Below are 16723 nucleotides of genomic sequence, written 5' to 3'. Positions count from 1 at the left end.
GCGATTCAGGCACTGCTTAGACGCGTTTCTTCTTGAGTTCTGGCGTGTGCTGGGTGGTTTGGTTTAAACGCTCGTCGAGCGCTTGTTCGATTACCCTAGCTCGCGAGGCGTCTAACTGGTGAGCGAGATCACGCAGGCGTTTGGCCTGGGCTTGGGCTGCCTCGTTGAATGCGTCCACCCACTGACGCTTGACGTCAGGGTTTTGCCAAGGCTGGGCGAATGCCTCGGTCAGCGTGCAGACCCGAATCCCAAGCCCGATCTGCGCGCCCAATGCTTGGAGCCGGCGAATTAGCGCATCGGTGATCGGTTGGTCAGTCAGTGGCTCCAGGAAGAGCTGCTTAGCCTTGGGCCCTTTGGCCACCAGAAAAGGCAGTTCTGCAGTTAGGAGGGTGTTGATCGCAACGCCCCGTTCGCTCAACGGCTTCCAAAGGCCCTTAGCCTTGAGCTCGGCTGCCCAGGCCATCAACGGGACAAGGGTGGTCGAGCGCTTGCGAGTTCCCTTCACCGTGAACAGCGTCCCCGTTGGGGAGTGTTCCTTCAAGAGGTGTTGCAACTGGGCCGTGCTGATCGCCAACACCCCAGCGGCCTCATTGAAGCTCAGCTCCACGTCCACCGTGGAGCGCAACTTCGCTAGGCGCAGATGGTCTGCAACCTTCTTCTCCATCTGGCCCACGGTTTCGGAGCCAGAGAGTTTGCCGAGAAAGCGGTCGATGGCTCGTCGGTAGGCATCGGCGGCAGTGAGGGCCATTAGTTCGGCTCGCTCCCCTTACGGCCGACCTTTGAAGAGCGCGCGGCAGCATTGCTGCTGCGCCGCCCGACCTTGCGCGCCGGCAGGGTGCGCAGCGCCTCCAGGTCGATTCCGTAATCTAGGACACCCAAAGCTGGCGTTCCTCCGGCACCGTTGAGCTTCTCACTCACCGTAAAGGGCCTGCTGTAAGTCGCGTGGTGTTCGTCGTCCAATTCGTGGCCGACGATTTGGGCTCGCATCTCAGAGGCCACACCGCTGCCCTGCATCTCCTGAATCACGGTCTTTCGGAGACTATGGAAACCACGCTTCGCTTTCGGCCACCCACCACTGTGCTTTTGGAGGTAGTAGCTGAACGCCTTCGATATCCAGTTCCCCGCACCATTCTTCGCCTTACTGTCAGCCTGCGGAAACAATCGCCAGTCCCCGCTCTCCCTTCGTTCGGCGACGTAGTCCAAGAAACCGAGCTTGATCAGGTCGGGATGCAACGGGACGACCCGATTGGAAACATCGGTCTTCAACCGCTGATCCTCCCCCTCATCGGTAAACCGTATGCACGGGATCCCCTCCTCCTCCTTGACGTCGAGGGTGAACAGCTGCCCCACCTCACCCGCCCGGGCTCCCGTATACAGGCCCAACAAAGCCGCCCAGCGCGCTCCCGTTGAAAGCTGCCTGAAGCTATCGGGTGCGAAGAGTTGATGGACCTGGTCCAAGGTAAAGGCCTGGAAGCCAAATTTTCTACGCTTACGCTTCTCAGCCATCGAAACGCTGACGTGACCTGCGGCGACATTGTCTCCCTTTAGCACATAGCCTGAAGCCATTGCCCAAGTGAAGAATCCTCTCTTTCCTGCGAGGTAGCTCTGGCGATTGTTGAGCGTAGAACGCGTTAACCCGCGCTTGGCCAAATGGTCGTAGAAGCGGGCCATCTCAGGCCGCGTGATGGTATGCAGCTCGCGCTCGGCGCCCAAGAACTCGATCAGCTCTGTCACGGGAAGCAGTTTGATGCCGACCGTTTTGACCTCGATGTCCTCGGCGGCGACTTTGTCCTGCCAGATTCGCTTCGCATCGATGAGGCTGATCGTCTCAGCTGGCAGGGGCTGCGCCGCCGCTGATTCCAACGGGTTTGGCCCAGCCGCCGCCGGAACTGCACCCGCATCACGGAAGTGGAACTTGCCGATTTCTTCCAGCGCCTCCATTGCTCGAGCATGGTCCGCCGCATCCGTGGTCCGAAGACGGAAGCCCGGCAAGTCAATTTCATAACGTCTGGAGCCGTTCTCCGCGACGCTGCGGAGAACATCCTGAACCGTGAGTCCCTTCTTGGTCATGCACCCATCCCTGATGGCATCGAATGCTTGAGCATAACGCTGCGCGATGGCCAAGGCAGCCACTCTTGCGCTATGCAGGTGGATGCCCAAGGGATGCTTGACGAAAGGTTTGCCGACGATGCCGCGCATGTCCGTCGGAACGCGCATGCGAAACTGGTAACGACCAGTGGAAGAGCGAGTGAGATAGCTTGGTAATCGCATCGGAGTTGTGCCCCGATTTGTGCCCCAAGCCGCCCTTCAAGACCCTAAAAAATGTCGTTTAAAAACAAACACTTATTCAGGATTGGCGGAGAGAGTGGGATTCGAACCCACGGAAGGTTTGACTCTTCGCCGGTTTTCAAGACCGGTGCCTTAAACCGCTCGGCCATCTCTCCAATCTGGTCCCGGTCGCCCGGGCAGCGGCGTATTCTCGCACGTGAAGGCCATTTGCCCAAGACCACCCTTGCCCCCGCCCCTCGCATCCGGCACGGTGAGGGCTCGACTGCATCCGGAGCCGCCATGGCCCACCTCGATCTGGCCAACCTGCGCACCACCCTGCTGGACGACACCCAGCTGGCCGCAGTGGCCCTGCACCGCACCTTCGCCGGCCACCTGCCGGTCAGCAGCGGGCACCTGGTGGTCTGCGATCCGCTGGTCCAGGCCGAGGCGCCGGCGCTGGCCGACTACACCGCTCCGGTGGGTCGGCATCCGGTCGAGATCATCGTGCACAGCGGCCGCCCGGCACTGGCCGTGGCCTGGTTCAAGCCCCGCGAAGCCCTCACTGCATCCGCGCTGCATTGGCAGATGGCGCGCTGGACCACGCAGGACCTGACCGGACTGGATGAAGACAGCTTCATCGGCTATCCGGTCGACGCCGGCATCGGCTGTTTCATGGACACCGACACCCAGCAGGCACTGCTGGCCCTGATCGAACAGGCCAATGGCGACGAAGACAGCGCGTGGTCCGATGCCCTGATCGACCACGACGGCTTGGATGAAGGCGCCGAGTACCGTCCGTGGGGAGAGGACTCCCCGCATGGGCTGGTGGTGTTCACCAGTGGCTGGGGCGATGGCGTCTATCCCAGCTACTGGGCGCTGGATACCTCCGGCATTCCAGTTGCCCTGGTGACGGATTTCCTGTGCATCCAGGGCGGTGACGGGCGCGACGAGCGCGAGATCGCCGACCAGGCCTATCGCGACAACCTTCCACCTGAAGAAGCGGAAGCGCTGGCTCGGCTGGTGGCGGCCGTGGAGCGGGATGACGCGGATGCGCTGCACATCCTGTTGAAGGACGCCCCACAGCGTGCCAACCAGATCGAACCCGGTTGCGGCGGCACCGCGGTGTTCGAGGCGATCCGGCTGGACCGCCCAGAGGCGTTGCGGGTGCTGCTGCAGGGCGGCGCCTTGCCGGCGATGCCGGAGCGCCTGCACATGAGCAAGGTGACCAGCTATCTGGACTATGCGCGCTTCCTGAAGAAGCCGCGCAGCGCGGAGCTGATGGCAGTACTGGAAGCGCCGGTCGTCGCTGCCGCCCCCACGCCGATGCCGGCACCGCAGCGTAGCTTCTGGGACCGGTTGTTCGGGCGGAAGTGATCTACCCGGGAGACAGCAACGCCGGGCATGGCCTGGCGCTACCATTCAGCTCTCTCAGCCCGCATCCACCGCCAGCGCGCCCAGTGCACTGGCCTTGATCCGCTCCTTGGCCTTCTCGCAGGCACCATCGCAATGCAGGCGCGAGGCCTCCAACTGCGGCGGCAGGTGCTCGGCCAGGAAGTCGATGAACACGCGCACCGCCGGCAACAGGCCGCGGCGCGAGGCGAACACGGCATGGCACACGCCCTGCGGCAGCGACCAGTCCGGCAGCACCACTTCCAGCTCGCCGTTGCGCACGGCGTCGGCGCACACGGTTTCCGGCAGCATGGTGATGCCGAAACCGTCCTTCACCATGCTCTGCAGCAGCGGGAAGTCGAAGCCGGCCACGCGCGGCTGCAGGTCGACCCGGCGCACTTCGCCTTCCGGCCCGTGCAGCTCCCAGCGTTGGCGGGCTTCGTCTTCGCTGATGCTGAGGGTGACGTGCTGGGTCAATTCTTCCGGATCCTTCGGCCGGCCGGCGCGGTCCAGGTACTTCGGGCTGGCCACCAGCAGTTCCTGCACCTGGCCGAAGCTGCGCATCACCAGGCTGCCGTCATCGTCCAGGCGCGAACGCACGCGCAGGGCCACGTCGTAGCCTTCGTTGATGATGTCCACGCGGCGGTTGCTGATGTTCAGCTGCAGGCGCACCTTCGGGTACTGCTCAAGGAACTTGGGCAGCAGCTTGGGCAGCTGCATCTGCGCCAGCGACACCGGCACGCTGGCGCGGACCACGCCGCGCGGTTCCGCGCTGAGCCGGTCCACCACTTCGCGCGCGGCCTGGGCCTCGGCCAGCATCGTCTGCGCATGGCGGTGCACGCTGGTGCCGACGTCGGTGACCGCGAAACGGCGCGTGGAGCGCTGCAGCAGGCGCACGCCCAGGTCGGTTTCCAGCTGGCTGATGCGGCGGCTCAGTCGCGACTTGGGGATACCCAAGGCGCGCTCGGCGGCGGCGAATCCGCCGTGGTCGACCACCATCGCGAAGTAGTACAGATCATTCAGGTCATGCATGCCCGAGTTCCATATCTAGAACAATACGTGGCATTCAATCACCTTTATCCCGCCTTTGCAACAACCTATCGTTCTCTCCGTCGGCGGGGCCACCCCGCCCCTTCCCTCCAGAACATAGGTGACTGCCATGAAGCTTCTGCATCTCGACGCCAGCGTGCTTGGCGACAATTCCGTCTCGCGCCAGCTGTCGGCCGCCGTGGTCGCCCGCTTCACGGGCCAGATCGATGGCCTGCAGGTCGATTATCGCGATCTTGACGCCAATCCGGTACCGCATCTGCGCAGCAGCTCGCTGGCCAAGACCGATGCCGCCGAGGCGACCGATGCTGAACAGGTGATGCAGCAGTTCCTGGAGGCTGACATCGTGGTGATCGGCGCGCCGATGTACAACTTCAGCATTCCTTCCACGCTGAAGGCCTGGATCGACCGCGTGGCCGTGGCCGGCCGCACCTTCAAGTACACCGAGAACGGCCCGGTGGGCCTGGCCGGTGGCAAGCGGGTGATCATCGCCAGCAGCCGCGGCGGCATCTACACCGACTCGCCGGCCGACTTCCAGGAGCCGTTCCTGCGCCAGGTGTTCGCCTTCATGGGCATCAACGAGGTCGAGTTCGTGCGCGCCGAGGGCATTGCCTACTCGCCGCAGCACCGTGAAGACGCCATTGCCGGTGCACTGGCAGCCCTGCCGTCGCACGAAGTGGTCGAAGCTGTCGCTGCATAAGCGTTCCAGCGTTCGGCGCCGCTCTCTCCTCGTCGAGGCGCTGAACGCGGGCCGTGGATCCCCTCCCCCATCCCGGCCCACCCTGGCGGCCCCGCTTTGCGGGGCCGTTTTCTTGCGTCAGTAGATCCACGCCATGCGTGGATGCGGTGCCATGCGCGGCGCTCACCAGCACGTTAGGCTGGGGCCATGAACTACATCGTGACCACTGCGCACTGCAGCGAATTTCCGCACCCGATCACCCTGCGCCGCGGCCAGGCGCTGGTAGTGGGCGAACGCTATGAAGGCCCGGAGGGCTGGGATGACTGGTTCCTGTGCGAGGCCGAGGGGCAGCACCCCGGTTTCGTCCCGGCGCCGGTGATCGGTCGCGACGCGCAGGGTGGCGCGTTTGCCACGGAGGACTACTGCGCGCGGGAACTGGATGTGGATCCCGGGCAGCTGCTGCGTGGGCAGCGCACGCTCAATGGCTGGGCGTGGTGCGTGCCGGAGGCCGGCGACCCGGGATGGGTGCCGTTGGAGAAGGTGCGGGTTGTGGAGTGATCGTGGGGTTCATCCACGCATGGCGTGGATACGGTGCCATGCAAGCATGGCACCCACCAGAGACACAGCGGTGCCATGCAAGCATGGCACCCACCCGAGCCGCAGCACCGCCCGATCAGGGAATCAGGCGATGGTTTCCAGGCCACCCATGTACGGGCGCAGGGCCTCCGGCACGGTGATGCTGCCGTCGGCGTTCTGGTAGTTCTCCATCACCGCGATCATCGCGCGGCCGACGGCCACGCCCGAGCCGTTCAGGGTATGCGCCAGTTCCGGCTTGCCCGTGGCCGGGTTGCGCCAGCGGGCCTGCATGCGGCGGGCCTGGAAATCACCACAGTTCGAGCACGAGGAGATCTCGCGGTAGGTCTCCTGCGACGGCAGCCAGACTTCCAGGTCGTAGGTCTTCACGGCCGAGAAGCCCATGTCGCCGGTGCACAGCAGCACCTTGCGGTACGGCAGGCCCAGCTTTTCCAGCACCACTTCGGCGCAGCGGGTCATGCGCTGGTGTTCGGCATCGCTGTCTTCCGGGCGGCTGATCGAGACCAGCTCGACCTTCTCGAACTGGTGCTGGCGGATCATGCCGCGCACGTCGCGACCACCGCTGCCAGCCTCGGCACGGAAGCACATCGAGTGGGCGGTCATGCGCAGCGGCAGGCGTTCGGCATCGACGATCTCGTCGCGCACGATGTTGGTCAGCGGCACTTCCGAGGTCGGGATCAGGTAGCGCGTGGAATCGCCCACGGCCGTCTTGAACAGGTCGTCCTCGAACTTCGGCAGCTGGCTGGTGCCGCGCAGCGAATCGGCGTTGACCAGCAGCGGCACGTTGGTTTCCTCATAGCCGTGCTCGCCGGTGTGCAGGTCGACCATGAACTGGGCCAGCGCACGGTGCAGGCGCGCGATCGGGCCGCGCAGCACGGTGAAGCGCGAGCCGGACAGCTTGGCCGCGGTCTCGCCGTCCAGCCAGCCGTTGCGGGCGCCCAGTTCGACGTGGTCGAGCACCTTGAAATCGAACTGGCGCGGGGTTCCCCAGCGCGACTGCTCGACGTTGTCGTTCTCGTCGGCACCGGCCGGCACGTCATCGGCCGGCAGGTTCGGGATGCCCATCGAGATCGCTTCGATCTTCTCGCGCAGCTCGTCCAGCGCCACTTCCGAGGCCTTCAGCTCGTCGGCGAAGGCTGCGACCTCGGCCATGATGGCCGAGACGTCCTCGCCCTTGGCCTTGGCCTGGCCGATGGCCTTGGAACGGCTGTTGCGCAGGCTCTGCAGCTCCTGGGTCCGCACCTGGATGCGCTTGCGATCAGCCTCCAGGGACTCCAGGGCAGACACGTCGAGCTCGAAGCCGCGGCTGGTGCGCAGGCGTTCGGCGAGGTCGGCGGGCTGGTGGCGGAGCAGGGCTGGATCAAGCATGGCAGGTGTCGTGGTGGGTATCAGGGATGGGATTATCGCTTGTTATACGGATTTCTGCCGCCCGGTTCATTCCCGCCGTGGCAGAATCGAGCCATTCCGTACTGGTCCGGTCCATGTCTGCACCCCGCTCGTCGTCCGCCAAGTCGTTCACTGTGCATATCCCGCGCAACGCCCTGAAGATCGCCGGCATCGCCTTCGGCGTGGGCGTACTGCTGTTCGTGCTGGTCTGGCTGACCGGTCGCGACAAGGAGTTCTTCCGCGCCGATCCGGCTGCCCAGACCCCGCAGGAAACCGCCCAGATCGAGCCCCTGCCGGAACCGCTGGCCGCTGCCGCCGGTTCCAGCGACATGCCCGATGCCAAGCCGGCACCAGTGGAGGAAGAAGCGCCGAAGCTGGTGGAAACGGCCCCGCCGCCGCCCGCGCCCGTGGCTGAAGCGGCCCCGGCTGCACCGGGCCCTGCGCCGGCGGCCACCGGCAACAGCCAGCCGATGCCGATTGCCGGCCAGTCGCCGCCGCCGTCCTATCCCGCCGCCGCCCTGCGCGCCGGTGAAACCGGCACGGTGGTGGTACGCGTGGACGTGGACGCCACCGGCTATCCGAACAACGCCACGGTGATCCAGCGCAGCGGTTCACGCGAGCTCGACCGTGCCGCCACCGACGCTGTGCGCCGCTGGCGCTTCACTCCGGCGCAGAGCAACGGCCAGGCCGTACCCGGCAGCATTGAAGTGCCGTTCGACTTCAAGACGCAGTAACTGAACACTTCCCGGCAGGCAAACTGAACCCTGCCGGTGGCGTTGACGCAACGCTGACACTTCCCGTCCGTGGCTCGGGCAACACTGCCCACGTCGTCCATTGACGGAAGGAGTTTGCGATGACCGCCACCACCCACGAAGACCTTCATTCGCCGCAGCTGCCGCAGGATTCAAGCGCGCAGCACAAGCCCACGTCGCCCTGGATGTGGATCGCGCTGATCGTGGCGATGTTTGCCGGCGCCCTGCTCTGGCTGCGTCATTCGAACCAGGAAGACGTGGCACCGGCGCCGGTCGGTGAGCGCATGCTGCCGGCCCCTGAGCAGCCCGCGGTGACGGATGCAGCGGCCCCTGCCGCGCGCCAGGCAACCCCGGCTACTGCTTCGCGGAAGGCCGCGCCGGTAGTGCGCAATCGTGAAGCCCGCCCGCTGGCCAGCAACCGCATGCCCACCTACCCCGCCGCCGCGCTGCGTAGCGGCGTGCAGGGCAGCGTGATCGCCAGCCTGAATGTCGATACCCGCGGCAATGTCGCCAGCGCTGCGATCGTCTCGCGCAGCGGCGAGCGCAGTCGCGATCTGGATCGTGCGGTGCTCAATACCGTGCAGAACTGGAAGTTCCAGCCGGCGGTGCATGACGGCCGCGCAGTAGCAAGCGTAGTGCGGGTCCCGGTGGACTTCCGTACCGAGCAGCGTTGATCGCGGACGAGGGGTTCGTGATGTTTAGACGGAGGCTTCGGCCTCCGTCCTTTTATGCGGGAAAGCGTGCCAACCAAGGTTGGCACCTACCAGGAGATGTGAGCATGCCAACCAAGGTTGGCACCTACCGGGCATTGCGATCCGCCGGGCATGACCCGGCGGATGCAGTGACGATCAGGCCAGGTTGAATCCGGCGCTGCGGGCCAGGCCGTCGAAGTCCGGGAAGGACGTGGCGACGTTGGCGATATCGTTGATGCGCACTTCGCCGTCACTGATCTGGCCGGCAATGGCGAACGCCATGGCGATGCGGTGGTCGCCGTGGCTTTCGATGGTGCCGCTACCCAGGCGTACACCACCGTGCAGGGTGGCGCCATCTTCGGTCTCGTCCACCTGCATGCCCAGCGCGCGCAGGCCGGTGGCCATCGCCGCAAGGCGATCGGATTCCTTCACCCGCAGCTCGGCGGCACCGGTCACCACGGTCTGGCCTTCGGCGGCGGCGGCGGCCACGAACAGCGCGGGGAACTCGTCGATCATGTCCGGCACCAGTGCTTCCGGAATGCGTGCACCCTTCAGCGGGGCGTAGCGCACCACCAGGTCCGCCACTGGTTCACCGCCCTGCTCGGCCGGGTTCTCTTCGGTGATGTCGGCACCCATCAGGCGCAGCGCGTGCAGCAGGCCGGTGCGGCGCGGGTTCAGGCCAACCTGCTTCAGGCGCAGCTCGGAGCCCGGGATGATGCTGGCAGCCACCAGATAGAACGCCGCAGACGAGAAGTCGGCCGGCACCACGATATCCGTGGCACGAAGGCGTTGGCCGCCGCGCAGGCGCGCCTTGCCCGGCGAGAATTCGATGTCCACGCCGAACGCGGACAGCATGCGTTCGGTGTAGTCGCGGGTCGGGTGCGGCTCGACAACGCTGGTTTCGCCCTGCGCGTACAGGCCTGCCAGCAACACCGCCGACTTGATCTGCGCGCTGGCCACCGGCGAGGCGAAGTCGATGCCATGCAGCGTCTGGCCGCCATGCACGTGCAGCGGCGGCGTGCCGTCATCCTGGGTGTCGATCTTCGCGCCCATCTGCGACAGCGGGCCGGTGACGCGGCGCATCGGTCGGCCCGACAGCGACTCGTCGCCGATCAGCGTGCAGTCGAACGCCTGGCCTGCCAGCAGGCCGGCCAGCAGGCGCATGCCGGTACCGGCATTGCCGCAGTCCAGCGGTGCGCTGGGTGCCTGCAGACCGTCGATGCCGACGCCGTGCACGATGCGCTGCGACGCGCTGGGGGTTTCGATACGCACGCCCAGCTGGCTGAAGATGCGCGCGGTAGCGCGGGTATCTTCGCCTTCCAGGAAGCCTTCGATATGCGAGGTGCCATCGGCCAGCGCGGCGAACATCACCGAGCGGTGCGAGACCGACTTGTCGCCGGGAATGGTCAGGCTGCCCTGCAGCGGCTGGCCCTTGCGGGCGATCCAGTGTTGCGCGTTGCTCATCGTTCAATCATTCCGTAAACACCGGCAGCGCCGGCGATGCATCAGGGAGCGGCGGCCATGGCCGCCGCAGCAGCACTCAGGGCACGGCCACCGGGTAGGAGCCCAGCACCTTGATCTGTGCCGAGTGCGCTTCCAGTTCGGCCAGTGCGGCCTGCATCGGCGCGTCGTCGATGTGGCCGGCCAGGTCGATGAAGAAGCCGTACTCCCACTTGCCGTGGTGCGACGGCCGCGACTCGATGCGGTTCATGCTGATGCCGTGGCGGGCGAACGGGCTGAGCACGTCGAACAGCGCACCGGGCTTGTCATGGATGAACACCAGCACCGAGGTGCGGTCGTGGCCGGAGGTCGGGAAGATGTTGCGGCCCACCACCAGGAAGCGGGTGGTGTTGTCGGCATCGTTCTGGATCGGCTTGGTGACCACCTTCTTCAGGCCGTACACGTGGCCGGCACTCTCGCCGCCGATGGCAGCCGCGTCGTCGGCGTTGCGCGCACGGCGCGCACCTTCGGCGTTGCTGGATACCGGAATCTTCTCGGCCTTCGGCAGGTTGGCGCGCAGCCACGCCGAGGTCTGCATGAACGACTGCGGGTGTGCGTAGATGCGCTCGATGTCCTCGATGCGGCCGCTGCGCGACATCAGGTACTGCTGCACGCGCAGTTCCACTTCGCCACAGATCTTCAGGTTGGAGGTCAGGAACATGTCCAGGGTGATCTGGATGGTGCCCTGCCCCGAATTCTCCACCGGCACCACGCCGAAATCGGCGTTGCCCGCTTCCACTTCCTGGAACACTTCCTCGATGCTGGCCATCGGCAGGCCCAGCGCGGAGCGGCCGAAATGCTTGAGCACCGCCTGCTGGCTGAAGGTGCCTTCCGGGCCGAGGTAGCCGATCTTCAGCGGCTCCTGCTGCGCCAGGCAGGCCGACATGATCTCGCGGTAGACGTGCACCAGCAGCTCATCGCTGAGCGGGCCTTCGTTGCGATCCACCACCATCCGCAGCACCTGCGCTTCGCGCTCGGGGCGGTAGTAGTCGACGGCAGCGGCCAGCTTGCCCTTGGCCTTGCCGACCTGGTGAGCGAAACGTGCGCGCTCGGCGATCAGGCTCTGGATGTCGCGGTCGATCTGGTCGATCTTCGAGCGCACATCGGCCAGCGCCAGCGGCGCCAGGGTGGGCGCCGGGTTCGACGCAACCTTGGACGTGCTCTTGCCCTTGGCCTTGGTGGACGCGCTGTCCTTGGCCGGTTCGGCCTTCTTCGGCGCCTTCTTGCTGGATTTGCTGCTTGCCATCGGAATTCCCTGTTGCGGGGCACGCACCCGACGGTGCGCGCCGTTCATTGCTCAACCGTGACGCTGCTGGAAATCGGCCATGAAGGCGACCAGCGCCTCGGCCCCGGCCAGCGGCATGGCGTTGTACAGCGAAGCCCGAATGCCGCCGACCACCTTGTGGCCCTTCAGCGCCAGCAGGCCAGCGGCCTTGGCTTCAGCGACGAAGCGGGCGTCGAGTTCGGCATCGGGCAGGAAGAACGGAATGTTCATGCGCGAACGGGCCGCATGTGCGACCTCATTGCGGTAGAAGCCGCCGGAGCCGTCGATGGCGCCGTACACCAGCGCGGCCTTGGCGGCGTTGCGCTTGGCGAATTCGGTCACGCCGCCCTCGGCCAGCATCCACTTGAACACCAGGCCGGCCAGATACCAGTTCCAGGTCGGCGGGGTGTTGAGCATCGAATCGCGGGCGACGTGCGAGCGGTAATCGAAGATGTCCGCGCGCGGCTGGCCACTGCGCTCGAGCAGGTCGCGGCGGATGATCATCACCGCGATGCCGACCGGGCCCAGGTTCTTCTGCGCGCCGGCGTAGATCACACCGTAGCGGCGCACGTCCAGCGGCTCGCTGGCGATGGACGAGCTGAAGTCAGCGATCAGCGGAACGTTACCGGTGTCGGGCACATCACGGAACTCGACGCCGTGGATGGTCTCGTTGGCGGTGATGTGCACGTAGGCGGCATCGCGCGACAGCTGCCAGTCGGCACGCGCCGGCAGTTCGCGGTAGCCGTGGGCCTCGCTGCTGGCGGCGATGTTGACGTCGACGTAGACACCGGCCTGCTTGACCGCGGTCTTGCCCCAGTGACCACTGACCACGTAATCGGCACGCTGGCCCGGGGCGGCGAAGTTGAGCGGGATCAGCGCCTGCTGGGTGGTGGCGCCACCGGACAGGAACAGCACCGCATAGTCGTCGGGGATGTCGAGCAGGCGACGCAGGTCGGCCTCGGCTTCGGCAGCCACGGACATGAATTCCGCGCCGCGATGGCTCATTTCCACGATCGAAGCGCCGGACCCGTGCCAGTCCAGCATTTCCGCCTGCGCCTGGCGCAGGACCGATTCCGGCAAGGTCGCAGGGCCGGCACTGAAGTTGAACGCGCGCGTCATGTCACACCTGTGGGGCAAGACCCCTAGTATGCCGCAGTGCACCAGCCTTGCGGCCTTGTGGCGCAAGGGAAATTTGGTTTCATTGGAATCCATTGGCCGACGCGACCGGGTAGTGCCGGCCGCTGGCCGGCAACCTCATGGATTCGGGGCGGCGGTTGCCGGCCAGCGGCCGGCACTACCGTCACCGCGCGACCGTCAGCGCGCGCCGAACCAGAGCAGCAGGCTGAGCACTGCCGCCAGCAACAAGGCGCTGGCCAGCAGCCACGGCCAGCGCCGGACCCTGCGCGGCGTCACCGGCAGTACCGGCGCCTGTTCCGCGTCGTCGCCGGACTCGTCCTCGGCCGGCAACGGCCGCCGACGTGGATCGTGCGGCACTTCCAGCACGAAACGATGCTGGCCATCGAACACCACCTGGTCACCGGCCTGCAGCCAGCAGTGGCGCACGGCCACGCCGTTGACCCGGGTGCCGTCGGCACTGCCGAGGTCGCGCAGCAGCACACGTTCACCGTGCACTTCCACGCGGGCGTGCTGTTCGGCGAAGGCCGGATCGTCGATGGCGATGTCGGCGTCGCTGCCGCGGCCGATCAACCGTGCCCGCGACAGCGTATAGCTGCGGCCATGATGCAGGCCGCCGACACCGCGCAGCAGGCGCTGCTGCTCATCGGTGCCATCGTCGTTCTTCGGCGCGGGTGCCTGCAGCAGGCTCTCGACCTCGCCCTGCAGCACCATCTCCACGCCGTCCACATAGACCGCATCGCCTGCACGCAGCAGCGCCATGCGGCGCACCGGCCGACCATTCACGTGGATGCCACGGATACCGTTGCCGACCTGCAGCCACAGGCCGCGATCGTCCATGCAGAACTGCGCCAGCAGCAGGGCGCCGTGGCCGGCGTCGCCGAGCCGCACACTGCCGTTGGCCTGGCGCACGATGCGTTGCACCCCGGGCCGCAGCGGCTGGTCGGGCTGTTGTTGTTGACTGAAGTGAACAAGCAGGTTCTGCACGCGGCGCAGCCTAGCAGGTTGGCCGCCAACGAAGAAGAACCTGCGATGAGTGCTTGGCGCGACGGCCCTCGATGCGCACAATGCTCGCCCTCATTGATCATCCCCGCCCTGCGCCAGGAGCCTGCATGTCCACCATCGATGTCCGCCACGCCCACGCCCTGCCCGACGCGCAGGCACGCGCCGCGATCGAACAGGTCGCCGCCAAGCTGTCCGAGCGCTTCGGCCTGAAGTCGTCCTGGGCCGCCGACGTGCTGAACTTCTCTGGCAGCGGCGTGGACGGTGCGATCGAACTGCAGCCGGGCGCCGTGCGCGTCACCGCCAAGCTGGGCTTCCTGCTGTCGGCGATGAAGGGCATGGTCGAGGGCGAGATCCAGCGCGTGCTGAAGGAAAAGCTGGGCTGAACCCCGGCGGCGGCCGTCACGGCCGTGCAACGCCATCGCGCGCTACTCTCGGGGCAGGCCCAACTCCCACGGGAAGTGCGATGAACCAGTACGAAAACGATGACCGCCGCAACGACGACGCCTCGTTCGGTGACCAGGCCGAGCGCTTCTCGCGCAAGCTGAGTGACTCGGCGCAGCAGGTCTGGCTGGCCGGCCTGGGCGCTCTTGGCCGTGCACAGGCCGAAGGCAGCCGCTTCTTCGACGGCCTGGTGAAGGAAGGCGAAGCCTGGGAGGCCCGCCGCCGTGAACGCCACGGCGAACAGGGCCCGGGCTGGCGCGACAACGTGGAATCCTCGCTGGATGAGGCCCGCGAGAAGGCCTCTGGCACCTGGAACAAGGTCGAAAAGGCCTTCGATGACCAGGTGCAGGGCGTGCTCAAGCGCCTGCATGTCCCAACTGCCGATGAGGTGACCGCGCTGGAAGCCCGTATCGACGCCCTGCACGCGCGGCTGGCCAAGCTGGAAAACCGTGCGGCCTCGGGCGCCGATGCTCCCGCCCCGGGCAGCCATCAGTCGCCAGGCAGCGTGCCCTGACCGGCCATTGTTGCAATGCAATAAAATTTGATTGACAATCGCGAGCAACCCGCCAATCGCTTCGGCTGCCGTTTGTTCCCTCCCCTCACGGCTTCAGGATTGGCGGGTTTTTCGTGCCCGCCGTATGCCGATCTGAGCGTTCCATCACGCTTCCTGTCAGGAACGTCCTGACCCAGCCGGATAGTGCGACCTTTACACTGTCGTCTTCCGCATTCGCCCCTTCCGCGCACCTCCTGCATGCTCCCTTGGATCCTGGCCCTGCTGTCGGCCCTGCTTACCTGTTCCCTGGCTGTTGTCTATCTGTGGTGGATCAAGCGGCGGCAGAAGGAGATGCAACTCGGCCTGCAAGCCCTGGCGGGCATGCACTGGCGCGAGTTCTCGGTACTGGTCAAGCGCATGCTGCGCGAACAGCGCGGCCTGCGTGAATTGAATGACCCGGCGGAGGAATCCCGCGAGCCGAGCAGCGACTTCCTGCTCAGCGACGGCCCCAACCAGTGGCTGGTGTCCTGCAAGCATGGCCTTGCCTACCGTATCGGCACCGCCGCAGTGAACGAGCTGGGGGCTGCTGCGCGCCTGGCCGGCGCCAAGGGCGGCGTGCTGCTGACCGAAGGCCGGATGGAACGCGACGGGCGCAGCGCTGCCGAGAAGCAGGCGGTCGAGGTGCTGGACGGTCCACGCCTGTGGCCGCTGCTGCAGCCCTACCTGCCGGCGGAAATCGAAACCCGTGTGCGCGCCAGCGCCCGCCATGAAGCCCTGCGCCGGATCGCCATTGCCGCGCTCGGCGCGGTCACGCTGGGCCTGCTGGTGGGATTGAGCCTGCAAGGCTTGCATGTGCAGGACACCGCGCCTGTTGCCGAGGTGGCGGACACCCCCGCGCCGGTTGCACCTGCGGTTGAAGCGGCGCCCGAACCGGCGCCGGCCCCCGCCACCACGCCGCCGGCCGCTGCGCCTGCACCGGCCGCGCCCTCAGCCGACGTGCGCAGCAACCTCAACCCGGATGCCGCCACGCTGGAGCGCTTCCAGGCCGATCTGTCCCGCGCCTTGGCCGGCAAGCCCGGTATCGCCAGCGGGGTCTGGCTGACCCGGCAGACGCTGGCGATCAACCGCACCGGCGAGCTGGACGCGGTCTGGCCGCAGGTCTGCGAGGAAGTGCTGCACTACCCCGCCCTGCGCAACGTGCGCATCCAGCTCAACGCCCGCCCCGGCGTGGATGAGCCGGTGCGCTGGCGGCAGTGCGCCACGTATTGATTGGGACCAGCACCCACGCATGGCGTGGATCTACTGAATCCCGATGCGCGACCCCTTGTAGATCCACGCCACGCGTGGATGCCTTTGCAGAGTTGAGCCACACGCGAACAGCAGCCGAGCATCGGCTCGGCTCCACATGGCGCCAGCTCAGCCCAATGCCGCGAGATGGGCGATGTAACTGGAGCGCGATTCACCCGCCGCTCTGGCCTGCGCATCCAGCCTCGCCAGGATCCGGCGTGGCAGGCTGATATTGACCCGCTCGATGGTATCGTCCAGCAGAGCCGGATCAATGCAGATGTACGCAAGAATCCAACGGATGTCCTTGGATGCCTCGGCGACGATCTTCTGTGGCGCGGAAGGTGTCGGAATCGAACGCCCCTCATCCAGGGCCGCATCAATCCAGGCGAGTGCAGCTTCCTCGGCAGCGCTGAGCGCATCATCAAGCGTATCGGCCGCCGAGAAGCACCCCGGCAGATCTGGAACGACCACACTCCACGCGGTGCGCTCATCGCCTGCCTCGATCAAGACTGGATATCGCATGGGCCCTCCTACGTCAGTCCTGCGAGCTTCCGCAACGCCTGCACCAGCCCTTTCCCCAGATCCTTCCTTGGGTGAGGAACGGTGATGATGTGAGGGTGCTGCGGGTGCACAAATACATAATGGGACCCGCGGATCCGGCGACAGATCCAACCTGCCGCTTCCAGATCCCGGATGAGGTCCCTGCTCTTCATGCAGGGACGATACACATCGTACACACGCCCCGACAGAGTTCAAGGCAACAGTCGTTTCGGCCCAGTAGATCCACGCCAT

General features: G+C 66.1%; 18 protein-coding genes and 1 tRNA gene. 8 read left to right on the top strand and 11 right to left on the bottom strand.

The genetic code is table 11. The features are described 5' to 3' along the window. Nucleotides 1-16: 16 nt before the first annotated feature. From JLDANKMP_RS08530 to JLDANKMP_RS08520, 3 genes are all read right to left on the bottom strand, one after another. The gene (locus JLDANKMP_RS08530; protein WP_049403081.1) at nucleotides 17-748 is read right to left on the bottom strand and encodes a hypothetical protein; all 732 of its coding nucleotides are present in this window, start codon (nucleotides 746-748) and stop codon (nucleotides 17-19) included. Next, complete coding sequence (locus JLDANKMP_RS08525; protein WP_049403082.1) at nucleotides 748-2271, bottom strand: site-specific integrase; 1524 nt, start codon at nucleotides 2269-2271, stop codon at nucleotides 748-750. Before JLDANKMP_RS08525 ends, JLDANKMP_RS08530 begins: the two co-directional genes overlap by 1 nt. 83 nt (nucleotides 2272-2354) lie before the next feature. Continuing rightward, nucleotides 2355-2444, bottom strand: a tRNA-Ser gene (locus JLDANKMP_RS08520). 124 nt (nucleotides 2445-2568) lie between these two features. On the opposite strand from JLDANKMP_RS08520, the gene JLDANKMP_RS08515 reads away from it, so the two are divergent. Continuing rightward, nucleotides 2569-3642: a DUF4241 domain-containing protein gene (locus JLDANKMP_RS08515; RefSeq protein WP_111118391.1), complete on the top strand. Its 1074-nt coding sequence runs from the start codon at nucleotides 2569-2571 to the stop codon at nucleotides 3640-3642. A gap of 54 nt (nucleotides 3643-3696) precedes the next feature. Here the strand turns inward: JLDANKMP_RS08515 and JLDANKMP_RS08510 are convergent, their stop codons facing one another. Beyond that, complete coding sequence (locus tag JLDANKMP_RS08510) at nucleotides 3697-4689, bottom strand: LysR family transcriptional regulator (protein WP_049429058.1); 993 nt, start codon at nucleotides 4687-4689, stop codon at nucleotides 3697-3699. 127 nt (nucleotides 4690-4816) lie between these two features. Between JLDANKMP_RS08510 and JLDANKMP_RS08505 the strand changes: the two genes are divergently transcribed. Both JLDANKMP_RS08505 and JLDANKMP_RS08500 read left to right on the top strand, forming a co-directional pair. Further along, a complete protein-coding gene (locus JLDANKMP_RS08505; protein ID WP_049452196.1) occupies nucleotides 4817-5404 on the top strand; it encodes an NAD(P)H-dependent oxidoreductase in 588 nt (195 codons plus the stop codon). Nucleotides 5405-5590: 186 nt separating this feature from the next. Beyond that, nucleotides 5591-5941 carry a ligand-binding protein SH3 gene (locus JLDANKMP_RS08500; protein ID WP_212560918.1) on the top strand — a complete coding sequence of 117 codons (351 nt, stop codon included), beginning with the start codon at nucleotides 5591-5593 and terminating at the stop codon, nucleotides 5939-5941. Between the two features lie 123 nt (nucleotides 5942-6064). Here JLDANKMP_RS08500 and serS read toward each other — a convergent pair whose 3' ends face one another. Then, complete coding sequence (gene serS, locus JLDANKMP_RS08495; protein ID WP_005410178.1) at nucleotides 6065-7345, bottom strand: serine--tRNA ligase; 1281 nt, start codon at nucleotides 7343-7345, stop codon at nucleotides 6065-6067. 113 nt (nucleotides 7346-7458) lie between these two features. On the opposite strand from serS, the gene JLDANKMP_RS08490 reads away from it, so the two are divergent. Both JLDANKMP_RS08490 and JLDANKMP_RS08485 read left to right on the top strand, forming a co-directional pair. Then, entirely contained in the window at nucleotides 7459-8097 is a 639-nt protein-coding gene (locus tag JLDANKMP_RS08490) for an energy transducer TonB (RefSeq protein WP_005410179.1), read from the top strand. A gap of 119 nt (nucleotides 8098-8216) precedes the next feature. Continuing rightward, complete coding sequence (locus tag JLDANKMP_RS08485) at nucleotides 8217-8789, top strand: energy transducer TonB (protein ID WP_049430801.1); 573 nt, start codon at nucleotides 8217-8219, stop codon at nucleotides 8787-8789. Between the two features lie 174 nt (nucleotides 8790-8963). Here JLDANKMP_RS08485 and aroA read toward each other — a convergent pair whose 3' ends face one another. From aroA to JLDANKMP_RS08465, 4 genes are all read right to left on the bottom strand, one after another. Then, complete coding sequence (gene aroA, locus JLDANKMP_RS08480) at nucleotides 8964-10271, bottom strand: 3-phosphoshikimate 1-carboxyvinyltransferase (protein ID WP_212560917.1); 1308 nt, start codon at nucleotides 10269-10271, stop codon at nucleotides 8964-8966. A 76-nt stretch (nucleotides 10272-10347) separates the two neighbouring features. Then, entirely contained in the window at nucleotides 10348-11553 is a 1206-nt protein-coding gene (gene pheA / locus JLDANKMP_RS08475; RefSeq protein WP_212560916.1) for a prephenate dehydratase, read from the bottom strand. A gap of 51 nt (nucleotides 11554-11604) precedes the next feature. Further along, the gene (gene serC, locus JLDANKMP_RS08470) at nucleotides 11605-12690 is read right to left on the bottom strand and encodes a 3-phosphoserine/phosphohydroxythreonine transaminase (protein WP_088429463.1); all 1086 of its coding nucleotides are present in this window, start codon (nucleotides 12688-12690) and stop codon (nucleotides 11605-11607) included. 195 nt (nucleotides 12691-12885) lie between these two features. Next, entirely contained in the window at nucleotides 12886-13692 is an 807-nt protein-coding gene (locus JLDANKMP_RS08465) for an FHA domain-containing protein (RefSeq protein ID WP_212560915.1), read from the bottom strand. A gap of 125 nt (nucleotides 13693-13817) precedes the next feature. Between JLDANKMP_RS08465 and JLDANKMP_RS08460 the strand changes: the two genes are divergently transcribed. From JLDANKMP_RS08460 to JLDANKMP_RS08450, 3 genes are all read left to right on the top strand, one after another. After that, nucleotides 13818-14093 (top strand): polyhydroxyalkanoic acid system family protein, encoded by a 276-nt coding sequence (locus JLDANKMP_RS08460; protein ID WP_005410185.1) that lies wholly within the window; start codon nucleotides 13818-13820, stop codon nucleotides 14091-14093. An 80-nt stretch (nucleotides 14094-14173) separates the two neighbouring features. Continuing rightward, a complete protein-coding gene (locus tag JLDANKMP_RS08455; RefSeq protein WP_024956383.1) occupies nucleotides 14174-14665 on the top strand; it encodes a phasin family protein in 492 nt (163 codons plus the stop codon). 237 nt (nucleotides 14666-14902) lie between these two features. Continuing rightward, nucleotides 14903-15913: a restriction endonuclease gene (locus tag JLDANKMP_RS08450; RefSeq protein WP_212560914.1), complete on the top strand. Its 1011-nt coding sequence runs from the start codon at nucleotides 14903-14905 to the stop codon at nucleotides 15911-15913. A gap of 147 nt (nucleotides 15914-16060) precedes the next feature. Here the strand turns inward: JLDANKMP_RS08450 and JLDANKMP_RS08445 are convergent, their stop codons facing one another. Together JLDANKMP_RS08445 and JLDANKMP_RS08440 are read right to left on the bottom strand one after the other, a co-directional pair. Next, nucleotides 16061-16453 (bottom strand): type II toxin-antitoxin system HicB family antitoxin, encoded by a 393-nt coding sequence (locus JLDANKMP_RS08445; protein WP_212560913.1) that lies wholly within the window; start codon nucleotides 16451-16453, stop codon nucleotides 16061-16063. An 8-nt stretch (nucleotides 16454-16461) separates the two neighbouring features. Next, nucleotides 16462-16644: a type II toxin-antitoxin system HicA family toxin gene (locus JLDANKMP_RS08440; RefSeq protein WP_212560912.1), complete on the bottom strand. Its 183-nt coding sequence runs from the start codon at nucleotides 16642-16644 to the stop codon at nucleotides 16462-16464. Between the last annotated feature and the right edge of the window lie 79 nt (nucleotides 16645-16723).

This window comes from Stenotrophomonas sp. PE591 (genome assembly GCF_018320795.1).
GTDB lineage: Bacteria > Pseudomonadota > Gammaproteobacteria > Xanthomonadales > Xanthomonadaceae > Stenotrophomonas > Stenotrophomonas maltophilia.
The sequence above is the reverse complement of the archived record's forward strand: the minus strand, read 5'-3'. Positions and strand labels throughout refer to the sequence as shown.